Origin of the sequence: Antarcticimicrobium sediminis (assembly GCF_004348975.1) — a bacterium.
In the GTDB taxonomy this organism is placed as follows: domain Bacteria; phylum Pseudomonadota; class Alphaproteobacteria; order Rhodobacterales; family Rhodobacteraceae; genus Antarcticimicrobium; species Antarcticimicrobium sediminis.
Window position 1 is genome coordinate 110,815 of record NZ_SMFP01000012.1, and the last position, 24,709, is coordinate 135,523.

20 protein-coding genes, 1 tRNA gene and 2 pseudogenes are annotated in these 24,709 nt (G+C 61.5%); 6 read left to right on the forward strand and 17 right to left on the reverse strand.

The features are described 5' to 3' along the window. Positions 1 to 29: 29 nt before the first annotated feature. Genes E1B25_RS16885 through E1B25_RS16900 form a run of 4 tightly spaced genes read right to left on the reverse strand, consistent with a single transcriptional unit; the run spans position 30 to position 3,733 of the window. Positions 30 to 1,148, reverse strand: coding sequence for a DNA polymerase III subunit delta' (locus E1B25_RS16885; protein WP_132830705.1), 1,119 nt, complete (start codon positions 1,146 to 1,148; stop codon positions 30 to 32). Then, on the reverse strand, positions 1,145 to 1,771 hold the full coding sequence (tmk, locus tag E1B25_RS16890) for a dTMP kinase (RefSeq protein ID WP_132830707.1): 627 nt from the start codon (positions 1,769 to 1,771) through the stop codon (positions 1,145 to 1,147). Before tmk ends, E1B25_RS16885 begins: the two co-directional genes overlap by 4 nt. Next, positions 1,768 to 2,958, reverse strand: a complete 1,191-nt coding sequence (locus tag E1B25_RS16895) for a D-alanyl-D-alanine carboxypeptidase family protein (protein ID WP_132830709.1) — start codon at positions 2,956 to 2,958, stop codon at positions 1,768 to 1,770. The genes tmk and E1B25_RS16895 overlap by 4 nt, the downstream gene beginning before the upstream one ends. Beyond that, on the reverse strand, positions 2,942 to 3,733 hold the full coding sequence (locus E1B25_RS16900) for an SPOR domain-containing protein (protein WP_245510746.1): 792 nt from the start codon (positions 3,731 to 3,733) through the stop codon (positions 2,942 to 2,944). Before E1B25_RS16900 ends, E1B25_RS16895 begins: the two co-directional genes overlap by 17 nt. Positions 3,734 to 4,100: 367 nt before the next feature. Between E1B25_RS16900 and E1B25_RS16905 the strand changes: the two genes are divergently transcribed. Continuing rightward, positions 4,101 to 4,190: transfer RNA gene (locus E1B25_RS16905), tRNA-Ser, on the forward strand. Between the two features lie 310 nt (positions 4,191 to 4,500). On the opposite strand, the gene E1B25_RS16910 is transcribed toward E1B25_RS16905, so the two are convergent. Both E1B25_RS16910 and E1B25_RS16915 read right to left on the reverse strand, forming a co-directional pair. Next, the gene (locus E1B25_RS16910) at positions 4,501 to 6,177 is read right to left on the reverse strand and encodes a recombinase family protein (protein WP_132830712.1); all 1,677 of its coding nucleotides are present in this window, start codon (positions 6,175 to 6,177) and stop codon (positions 4,501 to 4,503) included. Next, a complete protein-coding gene (locus tag E1B25_RS16915; protein ID WP_132830714.1) occupies positions 6,174 to 6,701 on the reverse strand; it encodes a DUF2924 domain-containing protein in 528 nt (175 codons plus the stop codon). Before E1B25_RS16915 ends, E1B25_RS16910 begins: the two co-directional genes overlap by 4 nt. A gap of 386 nt (positions 6,702 to 7,087) precedes the next feature. On the opposite strand from E1B25_RS16915, the gene E1B25_RS16920 reads away from it, so the two are divergent. Continuing rightward, positions 7,088 to 8,389, forward strand: a complete 1,302-nt coding sequence (locus E1B25_RS16920) for a site-specific DNA-methyltransferase (RefSeq protein WP_132830715.1) — start codon at positions 7,088 to 7,090, stop codon at positions 8,387 to 8,389. Continuing rightward, positions 8,386 to 9,096, forward strand: coding sequence for a DUF5681 domain-containing protein (locus E1B25_RS16925; protein ID WP_132830717.1), 711 nt, complete (start codon positions 8,386 to 8,388; stop codon positions 9,094 to 9,096). The genes E1B25_RS16920 and E1B25_RS16925 overlap by 4 nt, the downstream gene beginning before the upstream one ends. Before the next feature lie 39 nt (positions 9,097 to 9,135). Here E1B25_RS16925 and E1B25_RS16930 read toward each other — a convergent pair whose 3' ends face one another. The 11 genes from E1B25_RS16930 to E1B25_RS16975 all read right to left on the reverse strand — a co-directional run bounded on the left by E1B25_RS16930 (position 9,136) and on the right by E1B25_RS16975 (position 21,985). Beyond that, positions 9,136 to 10,596, reverse strand: a complete 1,461-nt coding sequence (locus E1B25_RS16930) for an ADP-ribosylglycohydrolase family protein (RefSeq protein WP_132830719.1) — start codon at positions 10,594 to 10,596, stop codon at positions 9,136 to 9,138. A gap of 543 nt (positions 10,597 to 11,139) precedes the next feature. Then, positions 11,140 to 13,380 carry a phospholipase D-like domain-containing protein gene (locus E1B25_RS16935; protein ID WP_132830720.1) on the reverse strand — a complete coding sequence of 747 codons (2,241 nt, stop codon included), beginning with the start codon at positions 13,378 to 13,380 and terminating at the stop codon, positions 11,140 to 11,142. Continuing rightward, positions 13,377 to 14,894 carry a hypothetical protein gene (locus tag E1B25_RS16940; protein WP_132830722.1) on the reverse strand — a complete coding sequence of 506 codons (1,518 nt, stop codon included), beginning with the start codon at positions 14,892 to 14,894 and terminating at the stop codon, positions 13,377 to 13,379. Before E1B25_RS16940 ends, E1B25_RS16935 begins: the two co-directional genes overlap by 4 nt. Before the next feature lie 228 nt (positions 14,895 to 15,122). After that, on the reverse strand, positions 15,123 to 15,503 hold the full coding sequence (locus E1B25_RS16945; RefSeq protein ID WP_132830723.1) for a hypothetical protein: 381 nt from the start codon (positions 15,501 to 15,503) through the stop codon (positions 15,123 to 15,125). Continuing rightward, entirely contained in the window at positions 15,503 to 16,201 is a 699-nt protein-coding gene (locus E1B25_RS22800; RefSeq protein ID WP_342635600.1) for a recombinase family protein, read from the reverse strand. Before E1B25_RS22800 ends, E1B25_RS16945 begins: the two co-directional genes overlap by 1 nt. 9 nt (positions 16,202 to 16,210) lie before the next feature. After that, positions 16,211 to 16,828, reverse strand: coding sequence for a recombinase family protein (locus E1B25_RS22805; protein WP_342635601.1), 618 nt, complete (start codon positions 16,826 to 16,828; stop codon positions 16,211 to 16,213). After that, complete coding sequence (locus E1B25_RS16955) at positions 16,825 to 17,325, reverse strand: DUF2924 domain-containing protein (RefSeq protein WP_206338572.1); 501 nt, start codon at positions 17,323 to 17,325, stop codon at positions 16,825 to 16,827. The genes E1B25_RS22805 and E1B25_RS16955 overlap by 4 nt, the downstream gene beginning before the upstream one ends. Further along, positions 17,322 to 17,543 carry a hypothetical protein gene (locus E1B25_RS16960; RefSeq protein ID WP_132830725.1) on the reverse strand — a complete coding sequence of 74 codons (222 nt, stop codon included), beginning with the start codon at positions 17,541 to 17,543 and terminating at the stop codon, positions 17,322 to 17,324. The genes E1B25_RS16955 and E1B25_RS16960 overlap by 4 nt, the downstream gene beginning before the upstream one ends. A gap of 254 nt (positions 17,544 to 17,797) precedes the next feature. Then, positions 17,798 to 19,537, reverse strand: coding sequence for a hypothetical protein (locus E1B25_RS16965; RefSeq protein ID WP_132830727.1), 1,740 nt, complete (start codon positions 19,535 to 19,537; stop codon positions 17,798 to 17,800). Beyond that, positions 19,534 to 21,225: a hypothetical protein gene (locus E1B25_RS16970; protein ID WP_132830729.1), complete on the reverse strand. Its 1,692-nt coding sequence runs from the start codon at positions 21,223 to 21,225 to the stop codon at positions 19,534 to 19,536. Before E1B25_RS16970 ends, E1B25_RS16965 begins: the two co-directional genes overlap by 4 nt. A gap of 82 nt (positions 21,226 to 21,307) precedes the next feature. Further along, complete coding sequence (locus tag E1B25_RS16975) at positions 21,308 to 21,985, reverse strand: LexA family transcriptional regulator (protein WP_132830731.1); 678 nt, start codon at positions 21,983 to 21,985, stop codon at positions 21,308 to 21,310. Positions 21,986 to 22,093: 108 nt separating this feature from the next. Here E1B25_RS16975 and E1B25_RS16980 point away from each other — a divergent pair, with 108 nt between their 5' ends. From E1B25_RS16980 to E1B25_RS16990, 3 genes and pseudogenes are all read left to right on the forward strand, one after another. Continuing rightward, positions 22,094 to 22,609, forward strand: coding sequence for a hypothetical protein (locus tag E1B25_RS16980; RefSeq protein WP_132830733.1), 516 nt, complete (start codon positions 22,094 to 22,096; stop codon positions 22,607 to 22,609). Between the two features lie 89 nt (positions 22,610 to 22,698). After that, positions 22,699 to 24,256, forward strand: a pseudogene (locus tag E1B25_RS16985) (ISL3 family transposase). A gap of 83 nt (positions 24,257 to 24,339) precedes the next feature. Continuing rightward, a pseudogene (locus E1B25_RS16990) lies at positions 24,340 to 24,468 on the forward strand (IS481 family transposase); the annotation flags it as partial. Between the last annotated feature and the right edge of the window lie 241 nt (positions 24,469 to 24,709).

The following is a 24,709-nucleotide window of genomic DNA, read 5'->3' on the forward strand; positions in this document are numbered from 1 at the left end:
CTGGTGGCGCAGGGCTTGGGGCGCCGGACTTAGCCCGTGGCTGTCTTGTGCATCCTGAAAACCGTATCTAGGACAAGCGCCGCAGGGTCAAGGTTGACCGCCCGTCCGTGTCGGCTGCGGGCGGTGATTTCGGAGGCGGCCTCGGCCCAGGCGCGGGCGCGGGGCAGGTCGGGTGACAGGCGGGACAGGGTTTCGCTTTCGCCGTTGGCGGCCTCGGGCGTGGGGGCGATGCCGGTGGCGCCGGTGCGCGCCAGCCGGGCGAGCGCGGTGTCGATCAGGTCCAGCAGCAGGTCGAACCGCTCACCGCCACCGCGCTGGGCGGCGGTCTCGGCCAGTGCCAGCGCCCGCGGTCGATCCAGTTGCGGCAGGCTGTTCAGCAGGGCGATCAATTCGGTATAAAGCGCCAGACCGTTCAGCGCGCTCAGCCGTAGCGCCGCCCCGACCGACCCGGCAGAGAGCGCCGCCAGATGCGTGGCATCGCCCGGCAGCGCCACCCCGGCCTGTTCCAACGCGGCGCGCATGTCATCGGGGTTCAACGGACCCAGCCGCAGGGTGCGACAGCGCGAGCGGATGGTCGGCAACAGCCCCGAGGGCCGGTGCGAAATCAGCAGCAGCGTGGTGCGCGCCGGCGGTTCTTCCAGCATTTTCAACAGCGCGTTGGCGGCGCTCGTGTTCATTTCGTCAGCGCAATCCACGATCACCACCCGCCGTCCACCATCGGCCGCCGAGAGCCCGAAAAAGCGGTTGAGCGCGCGAATGTCGTCCACCACGATCTCATCGCGCATGCGGCCGGTCTTTTCGTTGACGCTGCGGGTGATGGCGGCAAGCCCAGGATCAGACCCGGCCAGCAGCCGGTGCGCGACCGGGTGGTCGGGGTCGATCTGCAGCGTCTCGGGGGGGGGCGGCCCGGCAAAAAGCCCGCCGTCCTGCGGGTCTGGCGTGGCCAGCAGAAAGCGCGCGATGCGCCACGCCAGCGTTGCCTTGCCGACCCCTCGTGGCCCGGTAAGCAGCCAGCCGTGATGGAGCCGCCCGGAGTTGAACGCGGTGAGAAAGGCCTGTTCCGCGGCATCCTGACCAAACAGCCGGGGCGTTTCGCGCGGATGCGGTGCGCCTTGCACCTGATCGGTGGGCGGGGGGGTGTCGCTCATGCCAGCGCCTGTTCGACGACCGAGAATACGTCGCGGGCGACCTCTTCTTCGGTTCGGGCGCCGTCGATGATGCGAAAGCGGGGGGCGAATTCGCGGGCCAGCGCGCGGAACCCCGCGCGCATGCGCTGTTGCAGATCCGGGCCGAAATCCTCGAACCGCTCTTCATGTCCTTGCCGGCCCCGGGCGCGGGTAAGCCCGGTGTCGGGGTCAAGGTCGATCAACAAGGTCAGGTCAGGCTCTCGCCCGATCATCAGATCATGGAGCGTGTCGACCAGCGCGCGCAGATCGCCGCGCGACAGGCCCTGATACATCCGGGTGCTGTCGACAAAGCGATCGCAGATCACGATCTTGCCTGCGGCGAGCGCCGGCTCGATGGTGCGTTCCAGATGGTCACGCCGCGCCGCGGTAAACAGCAGGATCTCGGTTTGGGCCGACCAGCGGTCGGGGTCGCCCTCCAACACGAGGCTGCGGATTTCCTCGGCCCCGGGCGAGCCGCCGGGTTCGCGGGTCAGCACAACCGCGTGACCGGCGGCGCGCAGGGCGTCGGCCAGGCGGCGCGCCTGGGTGGATTTTCCCGACCCGTCGATACCCTCGAAGGTGATGAAGCGGGCGGGGGCGGTCACATCGTCCCCTCGGGGCCTTTGACGAAGCGGGTTACAAGCGCCCGCGCGGCGGTCTGCACCCGGACAGTGAACCCGCCTGTGGGCACCGTGCGATCAGCCACCAGCGGGCGGCGGATCTCTTCCAGCCCCTCGGGTTTGAGCACCAGTTCCCCCAGTTGGTCGCCCTTGGTGATCGGGGCGTGGATCGGCCCGGTATAGACCACCTCGGCCTCAATCTTGTCCGCCGAGAGCGCAGGCAAAAGCGCGGTGACATCCTCGGTTGCGACCAGATTCACCTCAGGCTCTCGCCCCATGAAGACCTTGGCCTGGGCGACTGGCGTTTCGGCGCGAAGAACGATTTTTTCGGCAAATTGGCGAAATGACCAGTTAACGACGGCCTCGGCCTCGTCGGCGCGCGCCTCCTTGCTGCCCAGTCCGAACAGGACAAAGATCACCCGACGATCGCCCTGCTTGGCCGACCCCACCAGCCCATATCCGGCCTCTTCGGTGTGACCGGTCTTGAGCCCGTCGGCGCCGACGCCCAAATGCAGCAGCGGGTTGCGGTTGTGGGTGTTCGAGGGAGCGCGCCCGTCAAAGGCGAACTCGGTCTCGGAAAACAGCGAATAATACTGCGGGAAATCGGTGATGATATGTCTGGCAAGGACAGCAAGGTCATGCACCGACATGCGGTGTCCGGCGGCGGGCCAGCCATTGGAATTGGCAAAGGTAGAGTTGGTCATGCCGATCTGCTGGGCGCGCTGGGTCATGTAGCGGGCAAAGCCGGCCTCGGTGCCATCGGGGCTGAGCGCCTCGGCGATGACGGCACAGGCGTCATTGCCCGACAGCACGATGATGCCGCGCAGCAGATCCTCGACCCGGACCCGGTCGGTGGTATCAAGAAACATGGTCGAGCCGCCATAGCTCATGGCGTGTTCGCTCACCGGCAGCTTTTCGTCCAGCGTCAGCCGCCCGTCGCGCAGCGCCTCGAAAGCGACATAAAGCGTCATCAGCTTGGACATCGAGGCCGGCGGCAGCGGTTGGTCAGGATTTTTGGACAAAAGCACCGTGCCGGTGCCTTGGTCGAGGATATAGGCCGCACGCGCCCGGGTCTCGAAGGCTGCAGCCGGCAACGCCCAAAGGACGGTTGCAAAGGCCAGAACGGTCAGGCGAAGCGCCCCGGAGAGGCGGGGATTAATTTGTAACAGCATAGGCATCCGAGAATCCGGTTTCCTTGACTTTCTTCAACAAGGCCGCGCGTTCGGATTTGTTCCGTGCGGGGCCGACGACGACGCGCCAGAACTGTTTTCCGTTCGACTCCTGCTCCAGCAGGGTCGGCACCATGCCGGTGCGCCGCATCTGGTCGGCGGTGCGTTTGGCATTGGCCTCGACGCTGAAGATCCCGATCTGGATATAGGGCTTGTCCAGCGCAGAGGCGCGCGATGTTGAAGCCGGTTTCGCCGCCGGTTTGGCAGCCGGTTTAGCCGTTGCCTTGGCTGCCGTTGCGGAGGCATCAATCGCCGCCGCTGCCCCGGCGATGGGATCCAGCGCGGTCTCCGTCACGTCGGCGGGGGCGTCCGGGGTCGCAGAGGCGGCGGCCTCCGGATCGGGCTCCGGCTCGACGGTTTCGCGCCGCAGCGCGGTGACGTTCAGCTTGACCGGCGCACCGGCCAGCATCCCCAGCGCGGCAGCGGCATCCGAAGAGGCCTGAATGCGCGGCCCCGGAATCGCCCGTTCACGCCGGAACAGCGCGCCGATGACGAATTTGCCGTTGGCGGCATTTCGGATGATCACTCGCTCGGGCTCGGTCACGTCCGGATGCGCCACCCAGACCCCGCCCAGCGAAGGCCGCCCGTCCCACAGCCCCGCCTCGGTGACCTGAAACACCTCGGGGGCCTCGACGTCGCGCTCCACCAGTTTGGTGCGGGTGGTCTGCACGGGCGCGCTGTCTGCGGGTTTGTCCTTGGCCTGTAAAAAGGCGGGCATCTGTGCCCTATCCTCGCAGCCCGCGAGCACCCCGACCGCCCCAAGAAGCAGCGCGAAACGCACGGGGCTGCGGAGAGTACAAAACGGGCGCCCGAATGTACGTAATACGCGATCCATCTTCATGTTCCTTGCCTGTCGGCGGGCCACCGTCCGCAGATGCACCCCATATGCACCTACGCCCGTGCGCCCCGCGCCGGTTGACCCGGTCGTGCAGCCACGTCGCACCCCGACAGGGTCCGACGCAACCGGTTGGGTGGATCATAACGCGACGATGCTGGCATGGAAAGTACGCCGCGCAGTCCTCGGCAAGAAATCCCCGGTTTTGTCTTGCCTGCCCCCGCCGGGCAGCTTACACCCGCGCCGTGCCGGGGAGGTGGCAGAGTGGTCGAATGCGGCGGTCTTGAAAACCGTTGAGCGTGAGAGCGTTCCCAGGGTTCGAATCCCTGTCTCCCCGCCACCCACCTTCCGGTATTCCCCTGATGACGACGCTCTCGCGATTTCTGCCCGGGTTTTCGGGCGGTTGCGGGTTAGACTCTTGGGGAGAGACGCCTTGGCTTGGCGCGAAACAGGCGGTTTTCGGGCGCAGTCTCCGCGAGGCAATTTCGGGGGTTCGGTTTTCGGACCCGGGCCCGTGATGAACAGGGAATTTACAGGGAAACCGCATCCTGTGAGCCATCGCTTTTTTTCCGCAGAATGAATGGAATCGCGCCACGGGCGACCCCCGGGAAAGAGAGTGCTCCGCGGCGCGAAGTGATCTCGAACACTGTTCAGGTGGCGGGAGGACCGTAGAGATGTTCCTGCTCGGCCCAGTCGAGGGGGATCGGTTTGGCGAGGATGCGCTTGAGGGTGACGTCAGGCGGCAGGGTGCCTGAGAGGATGGCGGCCTGAAGGCTCGGGGAGAGGAAGGCGAGCTGCGCCCGGGTGCGGATGAAGGATTCGGAGTGTCCGCTCTTGCGGGTGATCCCGGATATGGGTGTCCCGGCATGAAGGTCGCGGGTCCAGGAATGGGCTGCGGCCAGGTTGCGCAGCAGAACCGGGTCCGAGGCCGGGGCAAGCGTGCCACTGACGATGCGTGTCTCGACACCGCGGCGGCGTAGCGTCAAGGGGGACGCGAATGCGACGGCGCCGGAAGAGAGGGCACCGGTGGCAAGGCCGAGGCCGTCGGTCAGGGCATCCTCGTCGCAGGTGACGTGCAGGCTGGTGCGGGTCACGCGGACCTCAGCAATTAGTGGCGCTGCCGTCGCCGGTGTCCTGCGCAGGTTGTCGGTCAGGGTGTCGACGCGTGCCTCGAGGCTGAGGGCCGCCGCTGCGTCCGGGGTTTCAAGCAGGCGATGCGATTTGACCAGCGCTGTCAAATGCTCCGCCAGGCTGCCAGCGACGGCCCGCTCAAAGCTCGCGGCGGGCAAGCGCCAGCCGGAGGGATCGGTGCCGCCAGATATCAGGCGGTTGGAGACATAGTAGCGGTGGCGCCGGCCTCTCTTCACGGTGTGGGTGGGTGTGAGGCGATCTCCGGTCTCATCGCGAAGCTTGCCGACGAGAGCCGCGGCGGGGGATGCGCCGGAGGGGATTGTCCGTCCACGAGGCCGTCGCGATGCTGCGTCGAGCCCGGCCTGGACACGGTCCCAAAGCTCCTGCTCGAGAATCGGATCGTGCAGGCCGGGCCAGAGCTTGTCCTTGTGGCGGATCTGCCCGGTGTAGACCGGATTGCGCAGGAGGTGGTGTACCTGCCCGTTGCTGAGGCGACCGCCTCCGCTCGCGCGACCGGACAGGTTGGTCCGGCGTTTGGACCCTATGCCAAGCCGCTCGGCTTCGCGGGTGACAGCGCCTAGGGACCCCAACTCATCGTAGAGACGGAACAGGGTCTTGACCACTTCAGCCTCGACCGGGTTGATCGCGAGGCTGCGCTTCTCCGGATCGGGATGGCGGTCATAGCCGAGCGGCAGGTTGCCCCCCATCCAGAATCCCTTCTTCTTGGAGGCGGCGATCTTGTCGCGGATGCGTTCGGCCGTCACCTCACGCTCGAACTGGGCGAAGGAGAGGAGCACGTTGAGGGTGAGCCGCCCCATCGAGGAGGAGGTGTTGAAGGCCTGGGTGACCGATACGAAGGAGCAGTCCGCGGCCTCCAAGCGTTCGACCAGTTTTGCGAAGTCGGTCAGCGATCGGGTGAGACGGTCGATCTTGTAGACCACGATCATGTCGACCCGGCCCGCCTCGATATGGCCGAGCAACCGCTGGAGGGCAGGGCGCTCCAGCGTGCCGCCGGAGAGGCCGCCATCGTCGTAGCGGGCAGGCAGGAGCTTCCAGCCCTCGTGCTTCTGGCTGGCAACATAGGCGGCGCAGGCCTCGGCCTGGGCATCGAGGGAATTGAACTCCTGCTCCAGCCCGTCCTCCGAGGATTTGCGGGTGTAGATTGCGCAGCGGATGGTCCTTGGCTTCGGCTTCATTTTGCGGCCCCTTTGCCTTTCGACCCTGACCGCGACTGGCGTCGGCCCGCCTGATCGGCGAGGCCGAAGAAGCGCGGTCCGGACCAGTGGGCACCGGTGATGGCGCGGGCGACGGCGGAAAGGGAAGGGTAGGTCTCGCCCTGCCACAGGCAGCCATTCTCGAGAATGTCTACCACGTGGGTCACGCCGTTCCACTCCCTGAGCAGTCGGCCGCCAGGACGGAGCGCGGGCGCTGTCTTGCGCGTCGTGCCCGCCGCTTCCCGCGCGATCCGGTCGATCAAGCTCTTAGGCAGGCCACCATGCTGGCAGGATTGCAGCTCGAAGGCGAGAAACCGGCGCAGGAAGACCTGGCTCATGCCCTTGGGCGGTGGCGCGGCGAAGGTTGCGCGCCAGTGATCGAGCAGGGTGGCGCGATCCGCTGCCGCAAGGTCGGCGAGGGACGGGGCTCCCGTTGCTTGCCTCTTCGCCTGCCTCTTCCGGGCATCGGCCTCTGGGGGTGTCGGGATGTGGGACAGGTCCTGCATGTTTGTGTCTCTCCTTTGATCCAGCGACCGGGGTGGTCCGCTGCTACCGGGAGAGGCCCGGAAGAGGCCGGGCACGGGGCCAGTGACGCTCTGTGAGGCTTGGAAGTCCAGTACCTTTCTGGGGCAGAAAAATCAATTCTCATATCACGGGCGTGATACTAAGTGACTGTAATCAAAATAAAATATATACCACCCCACTCTGTTCGTGCTATGTTCCATGTTGCGGAGCCGCCGTGATTCCCATCATCGCCAGACCTGCTCCGCCCCGCCCACGGGCCACAGCATGCAGCATCATGAAGTGGTCCTTTGCCGCAGACACGCCGGATCGGAGGACGGCTGCCTGCCTTCAGGGGGATTGCATCCCCTTTTTAAGGAGCGTTTGAGACATGTGTGCTCAAATCGAACAGATCTCTGTCACGGCATTGACGCCGTGGAAGCGCAACGCGCGCAAACATCCGAAGAAACAGGTCGAGCAGATCGCCGCCAGTATCGAGGCCTTCGGCTTCAACACGCCGGTGCTGATCGATGCGGCGAACCGTATTCTGGCGGGGCATGGCCGGGTGGCCGCGGCGCGGCACCTCGGACTCGACACGGTGCCCTGCCTCAGGCTGGAGCACATGGGCGAAGCGGAGGCGCGCGCTTTTGTCATCGCCGACAACCAGTTGGCGCTGAATGCCGGTTGGGACGAGGATCTGCTGGCCGAGGAATTGGAGGCCTTGCTGGCATCGCCCGACCTCACCTTCGACGTCAGCGCGATCGGCTTCTCGGTGCCGGAGCTTGATGCATTGATCGCCGGGGGATCGCCAGCAGAGCCGAACGATCCGGCCGATGACCGTCTGCCCGATGCGGCGGGGACCCGGTGCGGCCCGGGCGATGTCTGGCAACTCGGGGCGCATCGCCTGATCTGTGGCGATGCGCTCGACCCGGCGGTGGTCGAGACCCTGATGGCGGGCGAGAAGGCGCGCATGGTCTTCACCGACCCGCCCTACAACGTGCCGATCAAAGGTCATGCGGGGAACTCGGGCCGCACCCGGCACCGCGAGTTTGCGATGGCGGCGGGCGAGATGAGCCCGGAGGCCTTCACCGCATTCCTTGCCGGCGCCTTCGGGCAGTTGACGTTGCACAGCATGGACGGGGCGATCCACTTCATCTGCATGGACTGGCGCCATCTCGGCGAGGTGCAGGCGGCGGGCCGCGAGGTCTATTCCGAGCTCAAGAACCTGATTGTCTGGGTCAAGGACAATGGCGGGATGGGCACCTTCTACCGTTCGCGTCACGAGATGATCCTGGCGTTCAAGCATGGCACCGCCGCGCATGTGAACAGCTTCGAGCTGGGCCAGCACGGGCGCTACCGCACCAATGTCTGGGAGTATCGCGGGGTGAACACGCGCAAGAGTGGGCGCATGGACGAGTTGACGCTGCACCCGACCGTCAAGCCGGTGCAGATGATCGAGGACGCGATCCGGGATGTCTCGGGGCGGGGCGAGATCGTGCTCGATCTCTTTGGCGGCTCCGGCTCGACGCTGATCGCGGCGGAGAAGACCGGCCGCCGCGCGCGGCTCTGCGAGATCGATCCCGTCTATTGCGACCGGATCATTGCCCGGTGGGAGGCCTATGCCAAGGACACCGCGGTGCGGCTGGACCCGAAACCGGGTGAGGACGGCCAGGTCCGGGAGGCTGCGCAATGAGCCGGGACAAGAACAAGCCGCCCTTCCTGCCCTCGCCGGATTACGAGGTGGGCTATGGCAAGCCGCCGCGGGACAAGCGCTTTCGCAAGGGTAGTTCGGGAAACCCCAATGGCCGTCCGAAAGGAGCGTTCAACCGTCGCTATATCGGGCAGGAAGAACGGCTTTTTGACGCGTTCCGCAAGCATGCTGCGCGGGAGATCACGGTGCGTGACGGGAGTGCGGAAGTGTCGATGACCATGATCGAAGCGGCAGTCAGAACCCTTCTCGTGAAGGTAGTCCAAGGGAGTGCCCGTCACATCGAAATATTTTTCAAGTTCATGGCTCTCATTGAAAAGAATGACCGTGAACTGCATGAGCAGCTTCAGCAGGCCTTCATCGAGTACAAGGTCGGCGGCGAGCGGGAATTGGCCCGCCGCAAGCGGTTCGGGATCACCCATCTCCCTGACCTTGTCCCGCATCCGGAAGACATCGAGATCGACTTCGAGGATGGCAGCATTACCGTCAACGGGCCGATGACGGAGAAGGAGAAAGCCGAACACGATGCCGCGCTCGAGCGCCTGGACCAATGGTATGCCAGACGGCAGAGGGATCTCGCCTTTCTCGAAGCGGAGAGCTCCGGTGATCCGAAACTCAAGGCTGTCGTTGACGAACTACGCCGCTGGGTCGCGGCGCAATACGACCAGACGCGCGCCAATCTCGGCAAGTAAAGGCGTCGATCGGCCCGGGTCTAGCCCGATCCGGGCCGATCAGCTTACGTCGAAGAGTTGGTGGGCAAGGTCCTCGATCCGGCTTGACCAGGCAAGGCCGTCCCGCCACGTCCGTGGGATCGCACGCGCACCCTGCAGGGCGCCCGCCAGTTGCCCGGTGATGGCGGCGGTGGTGTCTGCATCCTCGCCGAGATTGGCGGCTCGCAGGACCGCCCCAGAAAAATCTCCGGATGCGCCAACGCTCCAGAGCGCGGCCTCGAGCGAATGGGCAACATAGCCCGAGGCCCGGATCTGCCCCCTTGTCCGGCCGCGCCACGAGCCGCTCATGATTTCTTCGATGCGGTCGGCATATCCACCGGATCGGTTGCGCAGGACTGCACTGCGTGGCTGGCCCTCGATCGCGTCGGCAAGCAGGTCGGCCCAGGCCACGCAGGCATCGACCGCTTCGGCCGCAGCATGGGTGGTCCGGCTTTGCCGGGCCGCGACATCGCGCAGCCGCTCCCGGTCTCGCCAGTGCCGGATCGCCACCGGGGCCAGGCGCATTAGGCTGCCATTGCCGGCGCTCATGGGATCGGTCGAGCCCGCCATTGGATCGCCAGAGCTTTTCCAGCGCGCAAGCGCCTGACGCGTGGTGATGCCGATGTCGAAGCACTGCCCCGTGCAGGAATAGGTGCCATGTTCGTGCCAGTCGACGAAGCGCTGCATGAGATCGCCGACATCGAGATCTGCATCCGCGGCGAGGCTGTCGCCCAAGGCCAGTGCCATCGCGGTGTCGTCGGTCCACTCTCCCGGCTTCAGGCCGAAGGGGCCACCGCCCACCATACCGGTCAGCAGGGGGTAACTGTCCCGGCTGCGGAACTCCAGCGTCGTGCCGAGAGCATCGCCCAAGGCGAGACCTAGAAGGGCCCCGGCCGCGCGGTCGCGGATCGCGCCCTCAGTCGCAAGCGGTTCGGGTTCGGGCCTCTCGTGCTGGCGCAGCACGAAGCGCTCCTGCTCCAGCGTTTCGATCGCGCCTGGCCGCACGGCCCGGACGGCAGCAATGGCCCTGCCGGGATCTGTTCCCAGTTCGGCCATCAGCCGGGCTGCAATGGTGCCGGCTCGGCCGAGCCCGCCCTTGCAATGCACCAGGACGTCGAAACCGGAGCGCAACCGGCCGAGGAGATCCGGCCCGGCAAGGGCCCAATCCCGTTCGAAGCGCTGATCCGGAACCGCGACGTCCGGGATGGGCAAATGGAACCAGTCCATGTGTCGAGCCCGGACCTCGGCCCCCATCCCGGCGACCTGCAGCGTTGCCAGTTCATGATCCTCGACCAGCGTCACGACGGCCACCGCACCCCAATCCCCGATCGCATCGAGATCGAGGCCAAGATCCCGGTTCCAACTGCCGGACATCGCACCCGGCTGGACCTTGCCGGGGCAGAAGGTGATCCCGATCCGGCCTGAGTCCGCGAAGGGGCGGAGTTCGGCGATCTGGAGCGGGTGGGTTAGGCTTGTGCGCATTGGGATACTCCTCAAGCAAGAACGCAGGCGCCACGCGACACACTGGTTCCGATGCCGCTGGCAGCAGCACAGCAATGCTCCGAAATGAATGACTTGCAACGGATTTGTGCTGGAAAACGTGAAAAACGCTTAAGTGCGTCAGCGTCTCGGCAGTCCGAATCCCGTTCCCTCCGCCATTATCCCCATTGCGAACCAGTGACGCCGTCCTGACGGGCACGTATTTTTCCGTGTTATCAAAGGGGTTTGCGCGAACCGACCGAACTTCATAGACGCGCTGTCAGGCTAAAGTCGGGCTCAGAATGACCCTCAGTCTCAGTTTGGGCGAACCGCGCTCGCCACGGTTCGGTCCACTTTTCTTACGCTTTTTCAATAACCTGACGTCGAACTCCGCCAAAACCCAATCGTGCGATCCGAATGATATCGATGGCAACATAGACAGAACGCGCAGTAGGCGCGTTGCTCGGGAAGCCAGCGTAAATTGGCGGATTGCTAGGGTTGGTTCGCGACGCTTTTCCTTACCGAAACCCATTCCATCATCAGATCCTACTGGCCCGCTTGGAGAGTAACGATACTATCAGTTTCTTCCTGGAGTCTCGCAGTGCGCGTTATCTCTTGTATGAGCAGCGTCTCCTTGCCCCGGTGCCCGGAAATCGCTGACCCCAGCTTGTGATGCAACTTGGAAAGAACGATCCCCATCGACCTACACACGACAGGCATGTTATCTTTTTGCGCTCTTTCGAATACCATTTTGGCCGTCATCAGGATTTGAGCCAATACCTCGATTTGCTCGTCCTCAACGTCCGACTCTGACAAAGCCTCTGGGATCGCCTCCACAAAACCTTGAAGGCAGCGTCCGAGCATGCGGATCCAACCGCTTCCCGGCTTGTTCGGCCCAAAAGCTTTGGCCTCACCCGCGGTACTATCTGTCTCCGCGGCCTCAGATCGCATCGTGGTGATGAACGCCTGAATCATGGTTAGGGCCGTTATTGACAAGGGCTCCAACCCACCAGATTGGAGACCGTCGAGAATGACCTGCAGGAATTCACTCAGCTGATCCCGCCGCTGGTCTGGTGAGCGCTTATGAACTGCCGCTGGCTGCTTGCTTCCACTCGAAGATCCACCATTACTCAATTCGGACTGCGTCGTGCGGGGCTGTAGATGCCGCAGGATCTGTGCAATCCGATCATATGCGCTCCGGAACGCCACATCCCTCTCAGCATTCGTCGAAAACCCTTGGGCCGCCTCCCCGAATGCATCGCTGTCAAGATGCCGACTATCATCCTCGTCCTGGGGATCGTCTCCGCGGGAAGAGGAACCATCCCGCGTGGGAACTGGTGCATCATTCTCCTGCAAGAGTTCGAAAAGACGCCTGAGTTGCTCGCACAACTCTGCATCGATCGTTTCCTGCGCATAAATCTCGTCGAGGATCTTCTGCGCTCCTGCGCGCGAAGGCGGGTTGGATCTCGCCTTGAGCTGGGAAAGGGATACGATTGGCATCCGAACACTTCGCCTGTCTTCGATGAGCGCTTCAGCCGCAGCTGCCGCGTTCAGGTCGTCTATCCCCTCAATCCATATCCGCTCCCCGACTCCCACCGGCTCGCCGACACCTAGGCTTTTTCTCGCCACGTCGAATACCTCGATCAGGCAGGAGGACAGATCGACATCACCGGGCGGCTGCCACTCGAGCGCCGCCGCATCAAGGAAGACTGCCCCTCCGTCGATCAGCCTCTCTTCCTTGGTCTCCCCCTCATTCACAGCTCTCTGCCTCGGCTTTAAATCCGAAAGCGGCATATTTACCGCAAGAGCGGCATCGATACCGAGCCGCTGGACAGCTGTGCCGGGCGGTTCCCAGCGCAGGATTGCTGCCTCTGCGTTACCGTTGCCCGCGACTTCTAGAAGCGCAGGTCGGGAGATATTCGCAGAGCCTGACAAGACGAGATCACCCTCGTTAGTCTCCACTATGATCAACTTGGCGTGAAACCGACGTTTTTCGCAGGCTGATAATTGACCTGCCGAATGCAGGGAAGCCCGCTCCAGAGCTCGAAAGCCCGGTGCATCGAAATCCTGCGCCTTTGGATCGACGACTAAAGCCGTGATCTCTGGCGAAAGCCTCCTCTGCAGGATTTGCACGGCTGATAGATTGCTGTCCCAGAACGGTGCCGCGCAGACGACACGGGAAACTCGCCGTCCGCCAACGGCATCGACAAGCCGATCCGCGATTGTGGCTCCGGCACTTTCGGTGACAAATTCCACGAAACCGCTAGGTGTCTCTATGCGACTGGCGGCCCTCACGTGTTGCAACCAGTCCGTATTCCTCGATGCCCGCTCGAGGGCCTGCTTCATGGCTTTGTCCCGCCGGTCCGTGTGACTTGCGAAATAGGCCAGCGCTGCGGCCAGAAGGGGCGCTGCCGTCATGTCGTTTTGATTAACTTCAAGAACTTCCAGTATTTCGAGATTACCGTGAAGGCCAGCACCGGTCAGATTGGCCGACCCAACGATCAGTCGGCCTTTCGTCTTGCCAAACTGGAGGACCATCTTCGGATGAAACGCTCCTTTAACTGATCGTTTGGCGAGGTGGTAACGTGCGCCAGCTGAGACTGGCAGCCCTGTCTCGGCAAAAGCCGCATTGAGCATGTCAGTGTCAGCGAGAACAGCAATGTTGCGGCAGCCGTTTGATCGAAGTCGAGACCTGATCACGTCTTCGAACACTCCAGCATCGAAACGGAACGTGGTCATTAGTGCAGTATGAAATCCGTGCTCCGCGAAAGCCTCGTAGTACTTCAAGCAGATCCTCCCAATGAATTCTCGCGGCGATGCATCCACCGCCGCCCAAGGGCCGTGATCCGACCGTCTTTGAGCAGGCATATGTCGTTCAAAAACTGAACTGCCGTTCCCAGTCTCGGGCCGCTTGCTTCGACTGTGCGGCTCTCCCGTGCCCGCACAGTCCCGCTTTCCGCCTCGATCAGGAACGTGTAGTTGTTCTGCCCATGGAACTTGCGCGCCGCGACCCGCAAGTGCCTCCTGATGACACGCTCATCAAGGATTTGGGCGAAACCCCGTTCCGCTGAGGCGCTGTCGAGCTTTTTGATCAATTTCAGCTCCGAATACACCGTCTGCCCTTCGTTTGTGGGTGGATAGGCGTCCTCAAGAACATCCATATCTTCCGACCAAAGGCGCGCCAGCCGGGCGACAGGGGCAATTATCTCATCCAGTGAGGCGCCGCGCACCAGTGCCGATTCCTGCAATTCTTCGAAATCCGTCTCGCGATACGCTTCATCGACGCCGCCCCGCCAGTTGCGGAACGATTGCCCAGACAAGGGGGCGGAAATCTCTCCGACGAGACCCGACAACGAAGTACCGTCAGGATATTCCTCCAGTATTAGTGTTGCGTGTCGCAACAGGGCCTCGTAGCTGGTGCGGAGCACATCGCCGGCTTGGTAGGCCGCCCATAATTTGACGACATCGGTAACCGCGGAGTCGCGCTGGGCATGCCACTCCCACCGCAGACCGTTTGCCGACACTCCGTTCCTGAAGCCCGCATCCTCATGTGCCGCAGCCATTTCCAGGATGGCTCGCAGGGTTGCACCGCGGCATTCTCCAGAATCCTCTGGGCCTTCATATCCCATCAAGAGAGCGCGAAGCAGTTCTGCCTCTTCACCGTGAGGGTCGATTCCCGATGGGGCGAATACTGAAAAACGTGCTAGATCATCCCGAGACACCACGCCTTCTTCTGCGACCGCCAGAAAAGCATCGCCTTGATCTTTGATGACGGCCTCGAACGCGGCTGCTAAACGGCGTCCAAGCTTCGTCGGAACCATTAGGTCATGGTTTTTTGCCTTGGAAATAAGACCGATCTCCTCCATTTGACCGGCATAGATACCCGGGAAAGCCCCGCCCATGGGACTGAGGTAGCGATCCTTCTCGCCAGACTGCCTGTCTGTCTCTCGTCGGAAGTCAACCGGATCTACGGCTTCAGCGAGCTTGTCACGCGCAAAAAAGTAGCCCGCGAGTCCGGTTTCATCGGGCTTGGCCGCTAAGCCTGACAGGGCAAAAAGCGCTTCGACGCGTCGGGTGTGATCCTGAAATATCTCCTGGCTCGTCGATTGCCCGCCCTTGGCGTCCGCGTATCTGGTCAACCACCAGGCGTGAAAGCTGTAATAGCGTATCCGCGTGGTTACAGAGCTGAATCCCGGCAGAAGCCCCTTTTGATAGAGCTGCTCGATAGGGCCCAACATCGCGAGAGGATCGAGCCCCCGCGTTTGTCCGGCCGTCGTCCAACGAGATGGCGCGTCCAGCAATTTTTTACCTCGCCTTGTTCAAGTGTCCTCATATTGGCCGATAACTAAGCGCAGAAGCAAATGCGGATCGAAGTCTTTGGTTTAGTGAAAAACGCTGTGGTTTCATCCGAATGAGGGTGGTCGCAAACGACCGAAATCGAAGCAATGTCTACAACAGAGCTTCTTAGTCGGACATAGACTGCTCTCCCGCCCGTACCCATGAGTTTCCCGGCGCGAAGGGGTTGGACCTCAGTCAAACACTTGCCCCGGCTGCTCGGCCCACGGCAGCTCCGCCACGCCACAGAGGTCGAAGATCGACAGCACCGTGGGCTCGCGCCGCAGGACCAGCCGCTCCAGAACGGAGGGCGAGAGCCAAGCCAGCCTGATCACGCGGCTGACATAGCGGTCGGAGATGCCTTCCTCTTTTGCCAGATCGGCGATGGTGGTGACGTCGCCGCGCTCAAGTCTGCGTCGCCAGTCCCACGCCCGGCCGATGGCGCGCAGCAGGCGGGCATCCTGGCCGCGTTCCATGGCGACATCGATCTCCTTGGGAGGAAAGATGCGTGGGCGGCCGCCGCGATTGCGCATGGTGAGCGGGATGTGGACGCGGAGGGTTTCGGGCTCTGCCATCACGCCACCTCCGGCTTGGCCGGGGCCATAAGGGCGGCAATCGCGCCCAAGCCCTCATGTCGGAGATCGACCGCGAGCCCGGCGTCGCTGGCGGTGACTCGCGCCACCAGAAGCCTGACCACGCGTGCCTGCTCGGCCGGGATCAGCGCCTTCCACATGTCGTCGAACTGGGTGAGCGACGCACTGATGTCCGCCTCGCCAAGGTCTGGTCGGTCCTTGCGCAGGGTCCGCGACACTCGCGCGGCAACCTCCGGCGTGCGTAGCAGGCGGCGGATTTCGCCGACCACGGCATCCTCGACCATGCCACCGGGCAGCCGCTGCGGGCCTCGGATCTCGGCTTTGGGCCGTTTTTTGATCACGTCCATCGAGACATAGTAGCGATAACGCCGCGTGCCTTTCTTGGTGTGGTGCGGGGTCATCGCCACGCCGGTCTCGGTGAAGATCAGTCCGCGCAGCAGCGCCGGTGAGGGTTCCTTGGCAACGGCAACCCGCTTGACGCGGTTGTTCACAATTACATCATGGACGTCGTCCCAAAGTGCGGCGTCGATGATCGCGTCGTGCTCACCGGGATAGGCCGTGCCCTTGTGGACGGAGAGGCCGCGATAGACCTTGTTGTGCAGGGTCTTAAGTAGCGAGGTCTTGTCGTATGGCCTGCCGGTCTTTGTGAGGATTGCGCGCGCGTCCAATTCGCGGATCACGGCCGCCGTTTAACTGGACCGGGCGTAGAGCGTGAAGATCGTCCGCACCGTCTCGGCCTCGGCCGGGTTCACGATCAGCTTGCGGTCCTTCACGTTGTAGCCGAGCGGCACCGGCCCACCCATCCAGATGCCCTTCTTGCGTGATGCAGCGACCTTGTCGCGGATCCGCTCGCCGATAACCTCGCGCTCGAACTGAGCAAAGCTGAGCAGGATGTTCAGAGTCAGCCGCCCCATGGACGTGGTGGTGTTGAAGGACTGCGTGACGGACACGAAGGTGACGCCATGGCGGTCGAAAATCTCGACCAGCTTGGAGAAATCCATCAGCGCGCGGCTGAGGCGGTCGATCTTGTAGACCACGACGATGTCGATCAGCCCATCCTCGATGTCGGCGATCAGATCCTTAAGTGCGGGGCGTTCCAGTGTCCCGCCGGAGAAGCCGCCATCGTCGTATTTATCGCGCAGGCAGACCCAGCCCTCGGCTTTTTGGCTGGCGATATAAGCCTCGCAGGCCTCCCGCTGGGCATCAAGGCTGTTGAACTCCATATCGAGCCCTTCCTCGCTCGATTTGCGGGTGTAGATGGCGCAACGCAGGCGGCGGGGCGGTTGTGGCTGTGTTTGGCGCGTCATTTGCTGATCCTCGTGCGTGGGGTGAAGCCGAAGAACTTCCAACCGTTCCAGTTCGCACCTGTGATGGCCCGCGCCGCGCCGGAGAGCGACTTGTACCGGCGTCCCTGCCACTCGAAGCCCTTCGTCAGCACCGTGACAGTGTGCTCGACGCCGTTCCACTCACGGACCAACTTGGTGCCCGGCAAAGGCCGTCGTGGGTCGGTCATCACCTGACCGGGTTCACCAGAGACCACCTCGGCCGCCAGCGCATCCAGCGTCCGCCGCGCGTCGCGACCAATGCCGCCAAGGGCCAGTTCCTGGATGCGGTATCCCAGCCGTAGTTCAAGGTTCTGGCGGCTGGTGTTCGGTGCTGGCGAATCAAAGATCGCCGCCCATTTCTCGCGCAGCTCCGGCACGGTCATGGCCCTCATCGCGACCAGGTCCGCCAAGACAGCGTGGCCCTGCGCAGGGCCAACGCCTGTTCTCTTCCCTACTGATTTCGTTTTGGTTTTCGTCATTCGTCCTCTCCAACTCGGGTTCGCAACTGGTGACGACGACGGCGAACAAGGGCGAGGATGTCCAGCGAACTGTCTCGGTCGTCCGCAGGATTCTCGTTTATTTTTGGTGGGTTGGCGCGATCCACGGCCACAGCGAGGATCTGGGCGAGTTCCGCCAGCCGCTCATCGGTGGTGAGCGTTTCAGGCGGTGGTGCGAAATTGACGCTGGTGTCGGGCATGATGGGCGAACCTCAGGAGCTGTTTTGTCCTGTGGTGGCCGCGATGCGAAAGGGATTTCAAGTTAAAACAATGGGTTGTCGCAATGCTGCGTATTTCAGAGAGCTTGTTCGTGCGCGGCGCATCTGGTCATAATTGGCGGAACACATCTTTCACTCCGGTAGCAGGCTGCGGCTACACACTGGGTGAAGCATCTCGCGCCAAGTGTATCAACCAGAGCGGTAGTCTAGGTGGAACGAGTATTTCCCGATTAGACCTAGCCCGAGTGATCGCCAACTTCGCTTACCACCGCTTCCTTTCCCGTCTGATCGGCTTTGTCGACCTCGAACCAGAGATGTGGCGGCAGAGGTATGCGGTGATGCCGACACGCAGTCATGAACAACGGGACCAAACCGCGCTTGAAAGCTTCCATTCGAAGGATCTGATCATGTTCGGTGACCACCGCGTCAATTTCCGCGGATAGTGACGCATCGCTGTCGTCTTTGTTTATTTCTGGAATGGGGATGCCAAACCCAATCGATTGGCCAGTTCGCCAGATGCAATCATCCGTCTGTTCGCTTGGAACCCATACCTGCTGGGTCATGTGAGACAGCACACGGCGCACGACATCTCTAAAAGCTTCCAGTTCGTCCTTTGCCGAGAGGCGCTCCAGCCCAACGAGGACGAAAGGAACAAGAACACTCCCGCACGTGGAGCGCTCAAAATAGGCGTCATCGCGGCTGATTGGATGGCGGGCCAACTGACGATAATCTTGGAAGTAACTAGTCCAGTGTGAACGACGAAGATATCGATAGGACAGCCGAGACGCTACCTCACGAAGATAATGGTCAACATCATGCAACCGTCCGCAAGCCTGGGCCAGAAGCATAAGCATACCAATCTCAATGTGATGGTCGTCCCGCATCGGGGCAACCAAGCTTGGATTGGTGTTGATCATGGAAATGGCTAGGTCAAGGATCTGGTCGCGCAACTTGAGGTGCTCGGTTTGTCGCTCACCCTCGCTCAAGCAAGCGATGTAGTGGTGCCATAGTCCCAGAAGTACGGCGCGTCCTAGGGTCTCAAACAATGCCAGGTTCACGTCGAGCGAAGACCGTGATCGGACAGCAGCCGAAAGCGCGTGCTGGTTCATTGTGTGCGGCCCGACTTTCTCGACAATGAGCTTATTACTCACGTTAAGGTAGAGCGAAAGAACGTGGTCAAGAATCTCCTGACGTTCTGCACGCCGAACCCTCGCGCTTTCCGGGCAGCGACGGAACGCGTCCCAGGCATGCAACATCGCCAACTCGCACGCGCGGTAGGGCGCGTCGAGATTACCAGCATCAACACCGTTGCTCACGAGGATCCAGAGGCAAATCATCATTTGCCGGAGGTGTTTTGTGCCTTGCCGGTCTGCTCCAATGTTTTCGGTGAGCGCGTCGAGCAGCGCTCGGAAGTTTCGGTATGACTCTTCCGGCTCGCTCACCAGCGCTACCGTTTTCTGGAAGTGTGCCCGATGATCAGGATCAAGAAGCTCTTGCCCAAGGATGCCCGACAGGATCAAATTTGCCAGACGATCACCGTTCCATTCACGAATATTGAGCGTTGCCGTTGAATGGCGATCAACAAAACCGCGCCACTGCGCCCGGATTCCTTCTTGAATCTCTCCACCCATGCAAACGCATATGGCCACAGGCAGCCCGCGATACTGCTGTGGAACTCGGTTTGGAATGTAGTCGTCCAGAACCTCTCCCAAGGATGGACGTACCGCCTGCAACGTTCCGTCCCAATCTGCGCGTCCTACATCGCCAGCCTTAATAACAAAGAGCAAAAGTGATTTTGCTCCTTCTGCGTCAGGATCAGGGCCAACCGCGACGACGTCGACACCTGCTTGTCGTCCACCAATCCTTGGATGATGAACAATCTCGTAGCCCAATTCGCTGAGGAGCAGTGGCAGCAGGACGTCTAGCTCTCCACGCTCCTTCATGCCTTGCAGATGTTGTCTGACGAGGAGCTTCATGCGATCACCCTCTGCTCATGGCGGAACTGTTCTAGCAACCACTCAGTTCCGACCGGGTCGAAAATGACGCCCTTTGGAAGCTCACTGCTGACAGACATTTCGGCCATGTGCACCGTCTGGGAGCGGCGGTTGCCGTCACCGTCTTTCATGCTGAAACTCGACTGATCGCCATAGAGCAGCGATTGAGTGGTCACAATCTGTGCGAAGATTGATTTCTCTCTGGCCATTTCTTGAATCCGAGCGGCTTCTTCTGCTTCCTGAAAGCGGACAAGAGCCCTTTGAGACGCTGGTGGCTCTAACTCGACAACCTCACGGGCCGCCTCAAATCCGTCCCACAGCTGATTTGCCTGTTGGATGGCTTTCTTAATGGCTTTTGTTCCAGGCGCATCAGCTTTGCTGACATCCCCAAGCCAATCCTTAAGAGCGCCACCGTAGTTTAACAGCAGTGGATCGAAGAGTAGGTCCGCAACTTCGCTTGCAGCTTCGGCATGCCCGCCCCGGAGGACTGCGATTATCCACGATGCGGCAGTCATTGGCGAAAGGAATAGGAAGCCAATTGCCTTGCGGCACAAAAAAACCTGATCGATGGCATCGACGGGCAGGTCAGCGGGCTGAATATCGACGCAAGGAGACGTTCGGTTTATCTCCGATAGGTGGGACGTGAGCGTTGAACACACATAGTAATTCCCCGCCAAGAGCCAGCTGGTTGCAAGCGTTCCAAGGTTCTTGCGATCATCGGATTCTGTTGCTGAGAAAAAGCCCTGCAATTCGTCTGTTCCGATAGTTCCTTCAGTTCGGGAGATAAGTTTTGCAGCCACCTGGCCTGCCTGTTGTGGGTTGATTTTCCAAAGGCGTCGTAATGCCGAGTCAATTTCTCGTATTGTGCCTCGATTCTCTGGATTGACTTCGAGGATACCCTTCAGACAAATTTCGACTTCTTCGGGGCACATCTGCCCAAGATGCATGTGCACTGCGCTTGCCATTAAATGAACAGTGATTGGGCAATCGCTTGCTGTCGTTCGATTGAACGTTTCTGCAAATTGCGCTCGGTCGAGATCTTCATGCTTGCCTGCCATGTCCAGGGCAGCTTTGATTAGCCCAGCAGTCTCCTTTGCTTCGCTGGTCTCGGCGATCCCTAATATGTATTCAATGGCTTGCGCCGCCTCGACTAGCGTAAGCTTCATCCGTGAAAGGGCGAGAACACCTGCTATCCGCTCTTCACCCGAGGCTTTGGCAGAGCGCAACGCTTCTTGGAAGTCGCCCTTGCTTTCTAGTGCGAATACAAGGTGACGAAGCGACAATGGATCGCTAGCGCGCGCAGATGACACTATCTCATCGGCCCGTTTACTGTCGGATGCACACCATTTTCGGAACGCTGCGTTCGGCTGATTTGCGGCTAGATCCTCCCCACCTTTTTCCACGAGCAGATGAACCAAATTCATCACTTCGCTTGGAGCTACATCCAAGAGCGGAATGATCTCGCAGGCAATTGTTTGGATACTGAAGAAATCTGAACCCGAAAGATCGCTAAGCAAGTCCACGTCCTGCTGGGATAGAAGAACACTACGCTGGGAAGCGGCTTCCGCAATCTCTCTTATTAGCTTTTCATCCTTGCGGTCGGTACGATCGAACTCCTGCAATGTCCCAAAGAACCCTTGCGCGGCAATCTTGCGTTCAATTTCGTTCAAGTCCATTCTCCAACCACTACTCAGGTTCTGTTCCACTTCCGAGAAATGAAATGTCCTGTTGTCATCGTAATTAGCGTGTAGATCACAACTCCCGCGCGAACCAGCGGATGCGGCCGATGATGTGGATTTCTTCGGCACTGCGCTCATAGGGACTGTAGAAACCGTTGTCCGAGATCACGCGCACGGCGGGTGGGTCGCTGTTAGGAACGTGCTCGAGTCGCTTGGCAACTAAGCCTACACCATCGTCCAGCACGAAGATCCCCGGCGGGTTCGGCGCCCGGCGGGTCATGTCGACCAGGACGGCGTCGCCGTCCAGCAGGGTCGGCGACATGCTGTCGCCCTCTACATGCATGATGCGCAGCTGCGACGGGCTGGCCTTCAGGCTGCCCTTTATCCAGGAGCGGCGGAAGTGATAGGCGCGGCCGGGTGTGTCGTGATCCTCGGTCACCACCGCACCCCCGCCCATCGACGGACGCGGGCTGGCATGTGCGATCGCGACGAAGGTTTCATCCGGGTTCTCGATGAAGGGCGGCTCGCCTTCGACCTCGCCGATGCCGTGGATCAGCCATTCCCGCTCGACTTTCAGCACGCGGGCAACCTCTGCCAGCTTGTCGATACCGGGGCGTGTAGAGCGGCCGCGCAGGATGTCATAAACGAAGGATCGATTGACCCCGGCCATCTCGGCAACATGGGCTGGGCTCAGCCCGAGTTGCTGAGCGCGGGCGCGGAGGCGGTCTGAGAGCGTGTGATGCTCAGTCATGTTTTCCCCAGAGGGCTGTGGATCAAATAGGATAAAACAGGATTGATCGGAGGGCGTCAAGGATTTAGAACAAACCCTAAACACTCAATGGCAGGAATCGGGGGTCAGATGGAGATCGAGAAGGCGTATTTTACTCTGCCGGAGATCCTTGATCGCTGGTCCATCTCCGAGGCCGACCTGATCTATCTGGCGGAGAACGACAAGCTGCGGCTGTCGGTGCGCGTCTTCGGCATTCCGCTTGAGCTGGGTGATTACGAGGAAACCGGCAATGGGGAGCGGTTCCGCGTTCCCTGGGAGCCGAGCCGCTTCAGCGGTCTGCTCGATCTGTATGCGCAGGACGTCTTCCAGCTCTTCCGGTGCAGCGAGGCTCATCTCAGCGATTTTCGTACGCCGCGCGCGTCCTATGCAACGCTCTATGGCGAAGCTGAGCCGATCTTCGTCATGATTGGAGATCTGCTGCTAAGGCGCGAGGAACGTGACCGTTTCGAAGCCGAGACAGGGTTCTCCGGCGCAGAGACCGGGCCGCAACTGCCGGTCTTCAGCGCGTCACCTGACTATCACGAGGTGCGTTGCGGAGGGCATCAGTGTGAACAGGCATGCAAAATTGACCCCGTAGCGGGGTGATCGGCGTCCAAAAATGGCTCTGACGCAGATTTAGTGCAGTTCTGGCATGGCTAACGCTATATTTCGGCCATCTTTCGCGGAGGTTGCCGATGGCGTTGCACTTTTCACGGCGGGATTTTCTACCCGCAGGTCTCAAGGCCGATCAGATCGAACTTGTCGAGAACACGATCCGGATCCATTCACATTCCGCCAAAGCTGCGGCGTCCTGTCCGCACTGCGGCACGATTTCGCGTCATGTCCACAGCAGGTATCGGCGTCGTCCGGCTGATCTGCCTGCTCATGGCCGGGCAGTGGAACTGGTCTTGCTGGTTCGTCGCTTTCGGTGCCGCGCCATGAATTGCTCTGCGAAGATATTTGCGGAGCGGTTCCCACCTGCGGTGACCCGGCCGTATGCGCGGCGCACCTCCCGTCTGCAAGGGGCTGGTCCGGCACCTTGGCTTGGCACTGTGCGGGCGTCCAGCACAGGCACTTGCTGCACGGCTCCAGCTGCCGGCCGGCAAGGATACCTTTCTGCGCAGCATTCGAAGCACGACGGAGGCTGCCAGCAGCGAACTCCGCGTCATCGGCATCGATGACTGGGCATGGCGCGAAGGTCAGCGGTACGGCACGTTGATCTGCGATCTGGAGCGGCGCCGGGTCATCGATCTTCTTCCGGACCGGGAGCCTGCTACGGTCGAGGCGTTGCTGCGGACCCGCCCAGGGATCGAGGTCGTCGCCTGCGACCGCAACGGGGGCTATGGCGGTGCCGTCTCAAGGGCTTTGCCGAAGGCGGTTCAGGTCGCCGACCGCTGGCACCTGTTGGGGAATGTGAGCGCGGCCTTTCTGTCCGCAGTACAGCGGAACATGCCTGCCATCCTAAAGGTGACCGGGGCGAATACCCTCGATCAGAAGCTGCTGACAGCGGCGGAAAGGCTGCAATACGAGGGCTTCCTGCGTCGCCAGCAGATCAATCGAATGGTTCGCCAGATGGCCGATGATGGCACTCCCATCAAACGCATCGTTCGCCTGACCGGGCTGAGCCGCGGTTTGGTTCGCCAAATCGTTCGCGGGGAGCGTAAGGACGTTTTCCGAATCCGCGAGAGCAGTCTCACCCCTTGGCTACTGCGGTTGGAACGGGAATGGGCCGGCGGCTGCCGGAATGGCGCAGAACTTTGGCGCAGGCTGCGCGCGGACGGCTTCCAGGGCAGCCTTCGCGTCGTCGGAGAATGGGCAACGCGCCAACGCCGAGCCGAGCAAACAGTGCCACCGGGAACTGGGAAGTCTCCCTCCGCGCGCAGGATTGCGCGCCTCCTGACCATGGGCCGAGACCACCTGAACAAGGCCGATGCAATCCAGGTTGCAAGGATCGAGGCCGCGCTGCCAGCGCTTGCCACTGCCCGAAGGCTAACCGACCGGTTCACGGACATGGTGCGGAATGCTCGTGAAGGCGAGTTGGAAGGATGGCTGGATGAAGCGGAGGGCGGGCTGCTCTGTTCCTTCGCCCGCGGGCTCCGGCGGGATCAGGCTGCCGTCATCGCAGCACTGCGTGAACCGTGGTCAAACGGGCAAACCGAGGGCCAAATCAATCGTCTCAAGACCCTGAAACGTCAGATGTATGGCCGGGCGAACATCGACCTGCTCAGAGCCCGACTCGTTGCAGCGTCTTGATAGGAAGGAACCCCAAAGCTGCACCGAAATTGATTCAGAGCCAGAATTGCATGCCGATTGACACCGACTTCATGGCAGCCTAAAATTGCGCCCGCAGAATCAAGGCCCTCAACGGGCTCACGCCTTATGAATACATCTGCAAGATCTGGACTTCCGAGCCAGATCGATTCATCCTAAATCCGATCCACCAAATGCCGGGACTAAACACCTAAGTCGCCGTCCACGAAACCGGCAGCAGCTCACACCGCGCATGCCGGAGGGAAAATTGGGGCGCAGGTCGGTCGGACATGCGAAATGCCGACTTTCGGCGGTGTCTTGATCGGTACAACCGATCAAGACCACAGTCAGTTCCAAGCGTTACTCCCCGCTCGAAATGGGGGGCACAACCGGATGAGATGTTACACCTATTTCGGCAGGGAACGCCTAGAGTTGCTGTGATGCCTCATGTGGGCG

What these genes read in the sequence shown, in the direction of transcription:
- E1B25_RS16980 (WP_132830733.1), top strand. Translation starts at nt 22,094, where the DNA reads ATGGAGATCGAGAAGGCGTATTTTACTCTGCCGGAGATCCTTGATCGC.
- E1B25_RS22805 (WP_342635601.1), bottom strand. Translation starts at nt 16,828, where the DNA reads ATGACGCGCCAAACACAGCCACAACCGCCCCGCCGCCTGCGTTGCGCC.
- E1B25_RS16895 (WP_132830709.1), bottom strand. Translation starts at nt 2,958, where the DNA reads ATGCTGTTACAAATTAATCCCCGCCTCTCCGGGGCGCTTCGCCTGACC.
- E1B25_RS16910 (WP_132830712.1), bottom strand. Translation starts at nt 6,177, where the DNA reads ATGAAGCCGAAGCCAAGGACCATCCGCTGCGCAATCTACACCCGCAAA.
- E1B25_RS16975 (WP_132830731.1), bottom strand. Translation starts at nt 21,985, where the DNA reads ATGACTGAGCATCACACGCTCTCAGACCGCCTCCGCGCCCGCGCTCAG.
- E1B25_RS16925 (WP_132830717.1), top strand. Translation starts at nt 8,386, where the DNA reads ATGAGCCGGGACAAGAACAAGCCGCCCTTCCTGCCCTCGCCGGATTAC.
- E1B25_RS16915 (WP_132830714.1), bottom strand. Translation starts at nt 6,701, where the DNA reads ATGCAGGACCTGTCCCACATCCCGACACCCCCAGAGGCCGATGCCCGG.
- E1B25_RS16900 (WP_245510746.1), bottom strand. Translation starts at nt 3,733, where the DNA reads ATGCCCGCCTTTTTACAGGCCAAGGACAAACCCGCAGACAGCGCGCCC.
- E1B25_RS16945 (WP_132830723.1), bottom strand. Translation starts at nt 15,503, where the DNA reads ATGGCAGAGCCCGAAACCCTCCGCGTCCACATCCCGCTCACCATGCGC.
- E1B25_RS16920 (WP_132830715.1), top strand. Translation starts at nt 7,088, where the DNA reads ATGTGTGCTCAAATCGAACAGATCTCTGTCACGGCATTGACGCCGTGG.
- E1B25_RS16885 (WP_132830705.1), bottom strand. Translation starts at nt 1,148, where the DNA reads ATGAGCGACACCCCCCCGCCCACCGATCAGGTGCAAGGCGCACCGCAT.
- E1B25_RS16965 (WP_132830727.1), bottom strand. Translation starts at nt 19,537, where the DNA reads ATGAAGCTCCTCGTCAGACAACATCTGCAAGGCATGAAGGAGCGTGGA.
- E1B25_RS16960 (WP_132830725.1), bottom strand. Translation starts at nt 17,543, where the DNA reads ATGCCCGACACCAGCGTCAATTTCGCACCACCGCCTGAAACGCTCACC.
- E1B25_RS16930 (WP_132830719.1), bottom strand. Translation starts at nt 10,596, where the DNA reads ATGCGCACAAGCCTAACCCACCCGCTCCAGATCGCCGAACTCCGCCCC.
- E1B25_RS16955 (WP_206338572.1), bottom strand. Translation starts at nt 17,325, where the DNA reads ATGACGAAAACCAAAACGAAATCAGTAGGGAAGAGAACAGGCGTTGGC.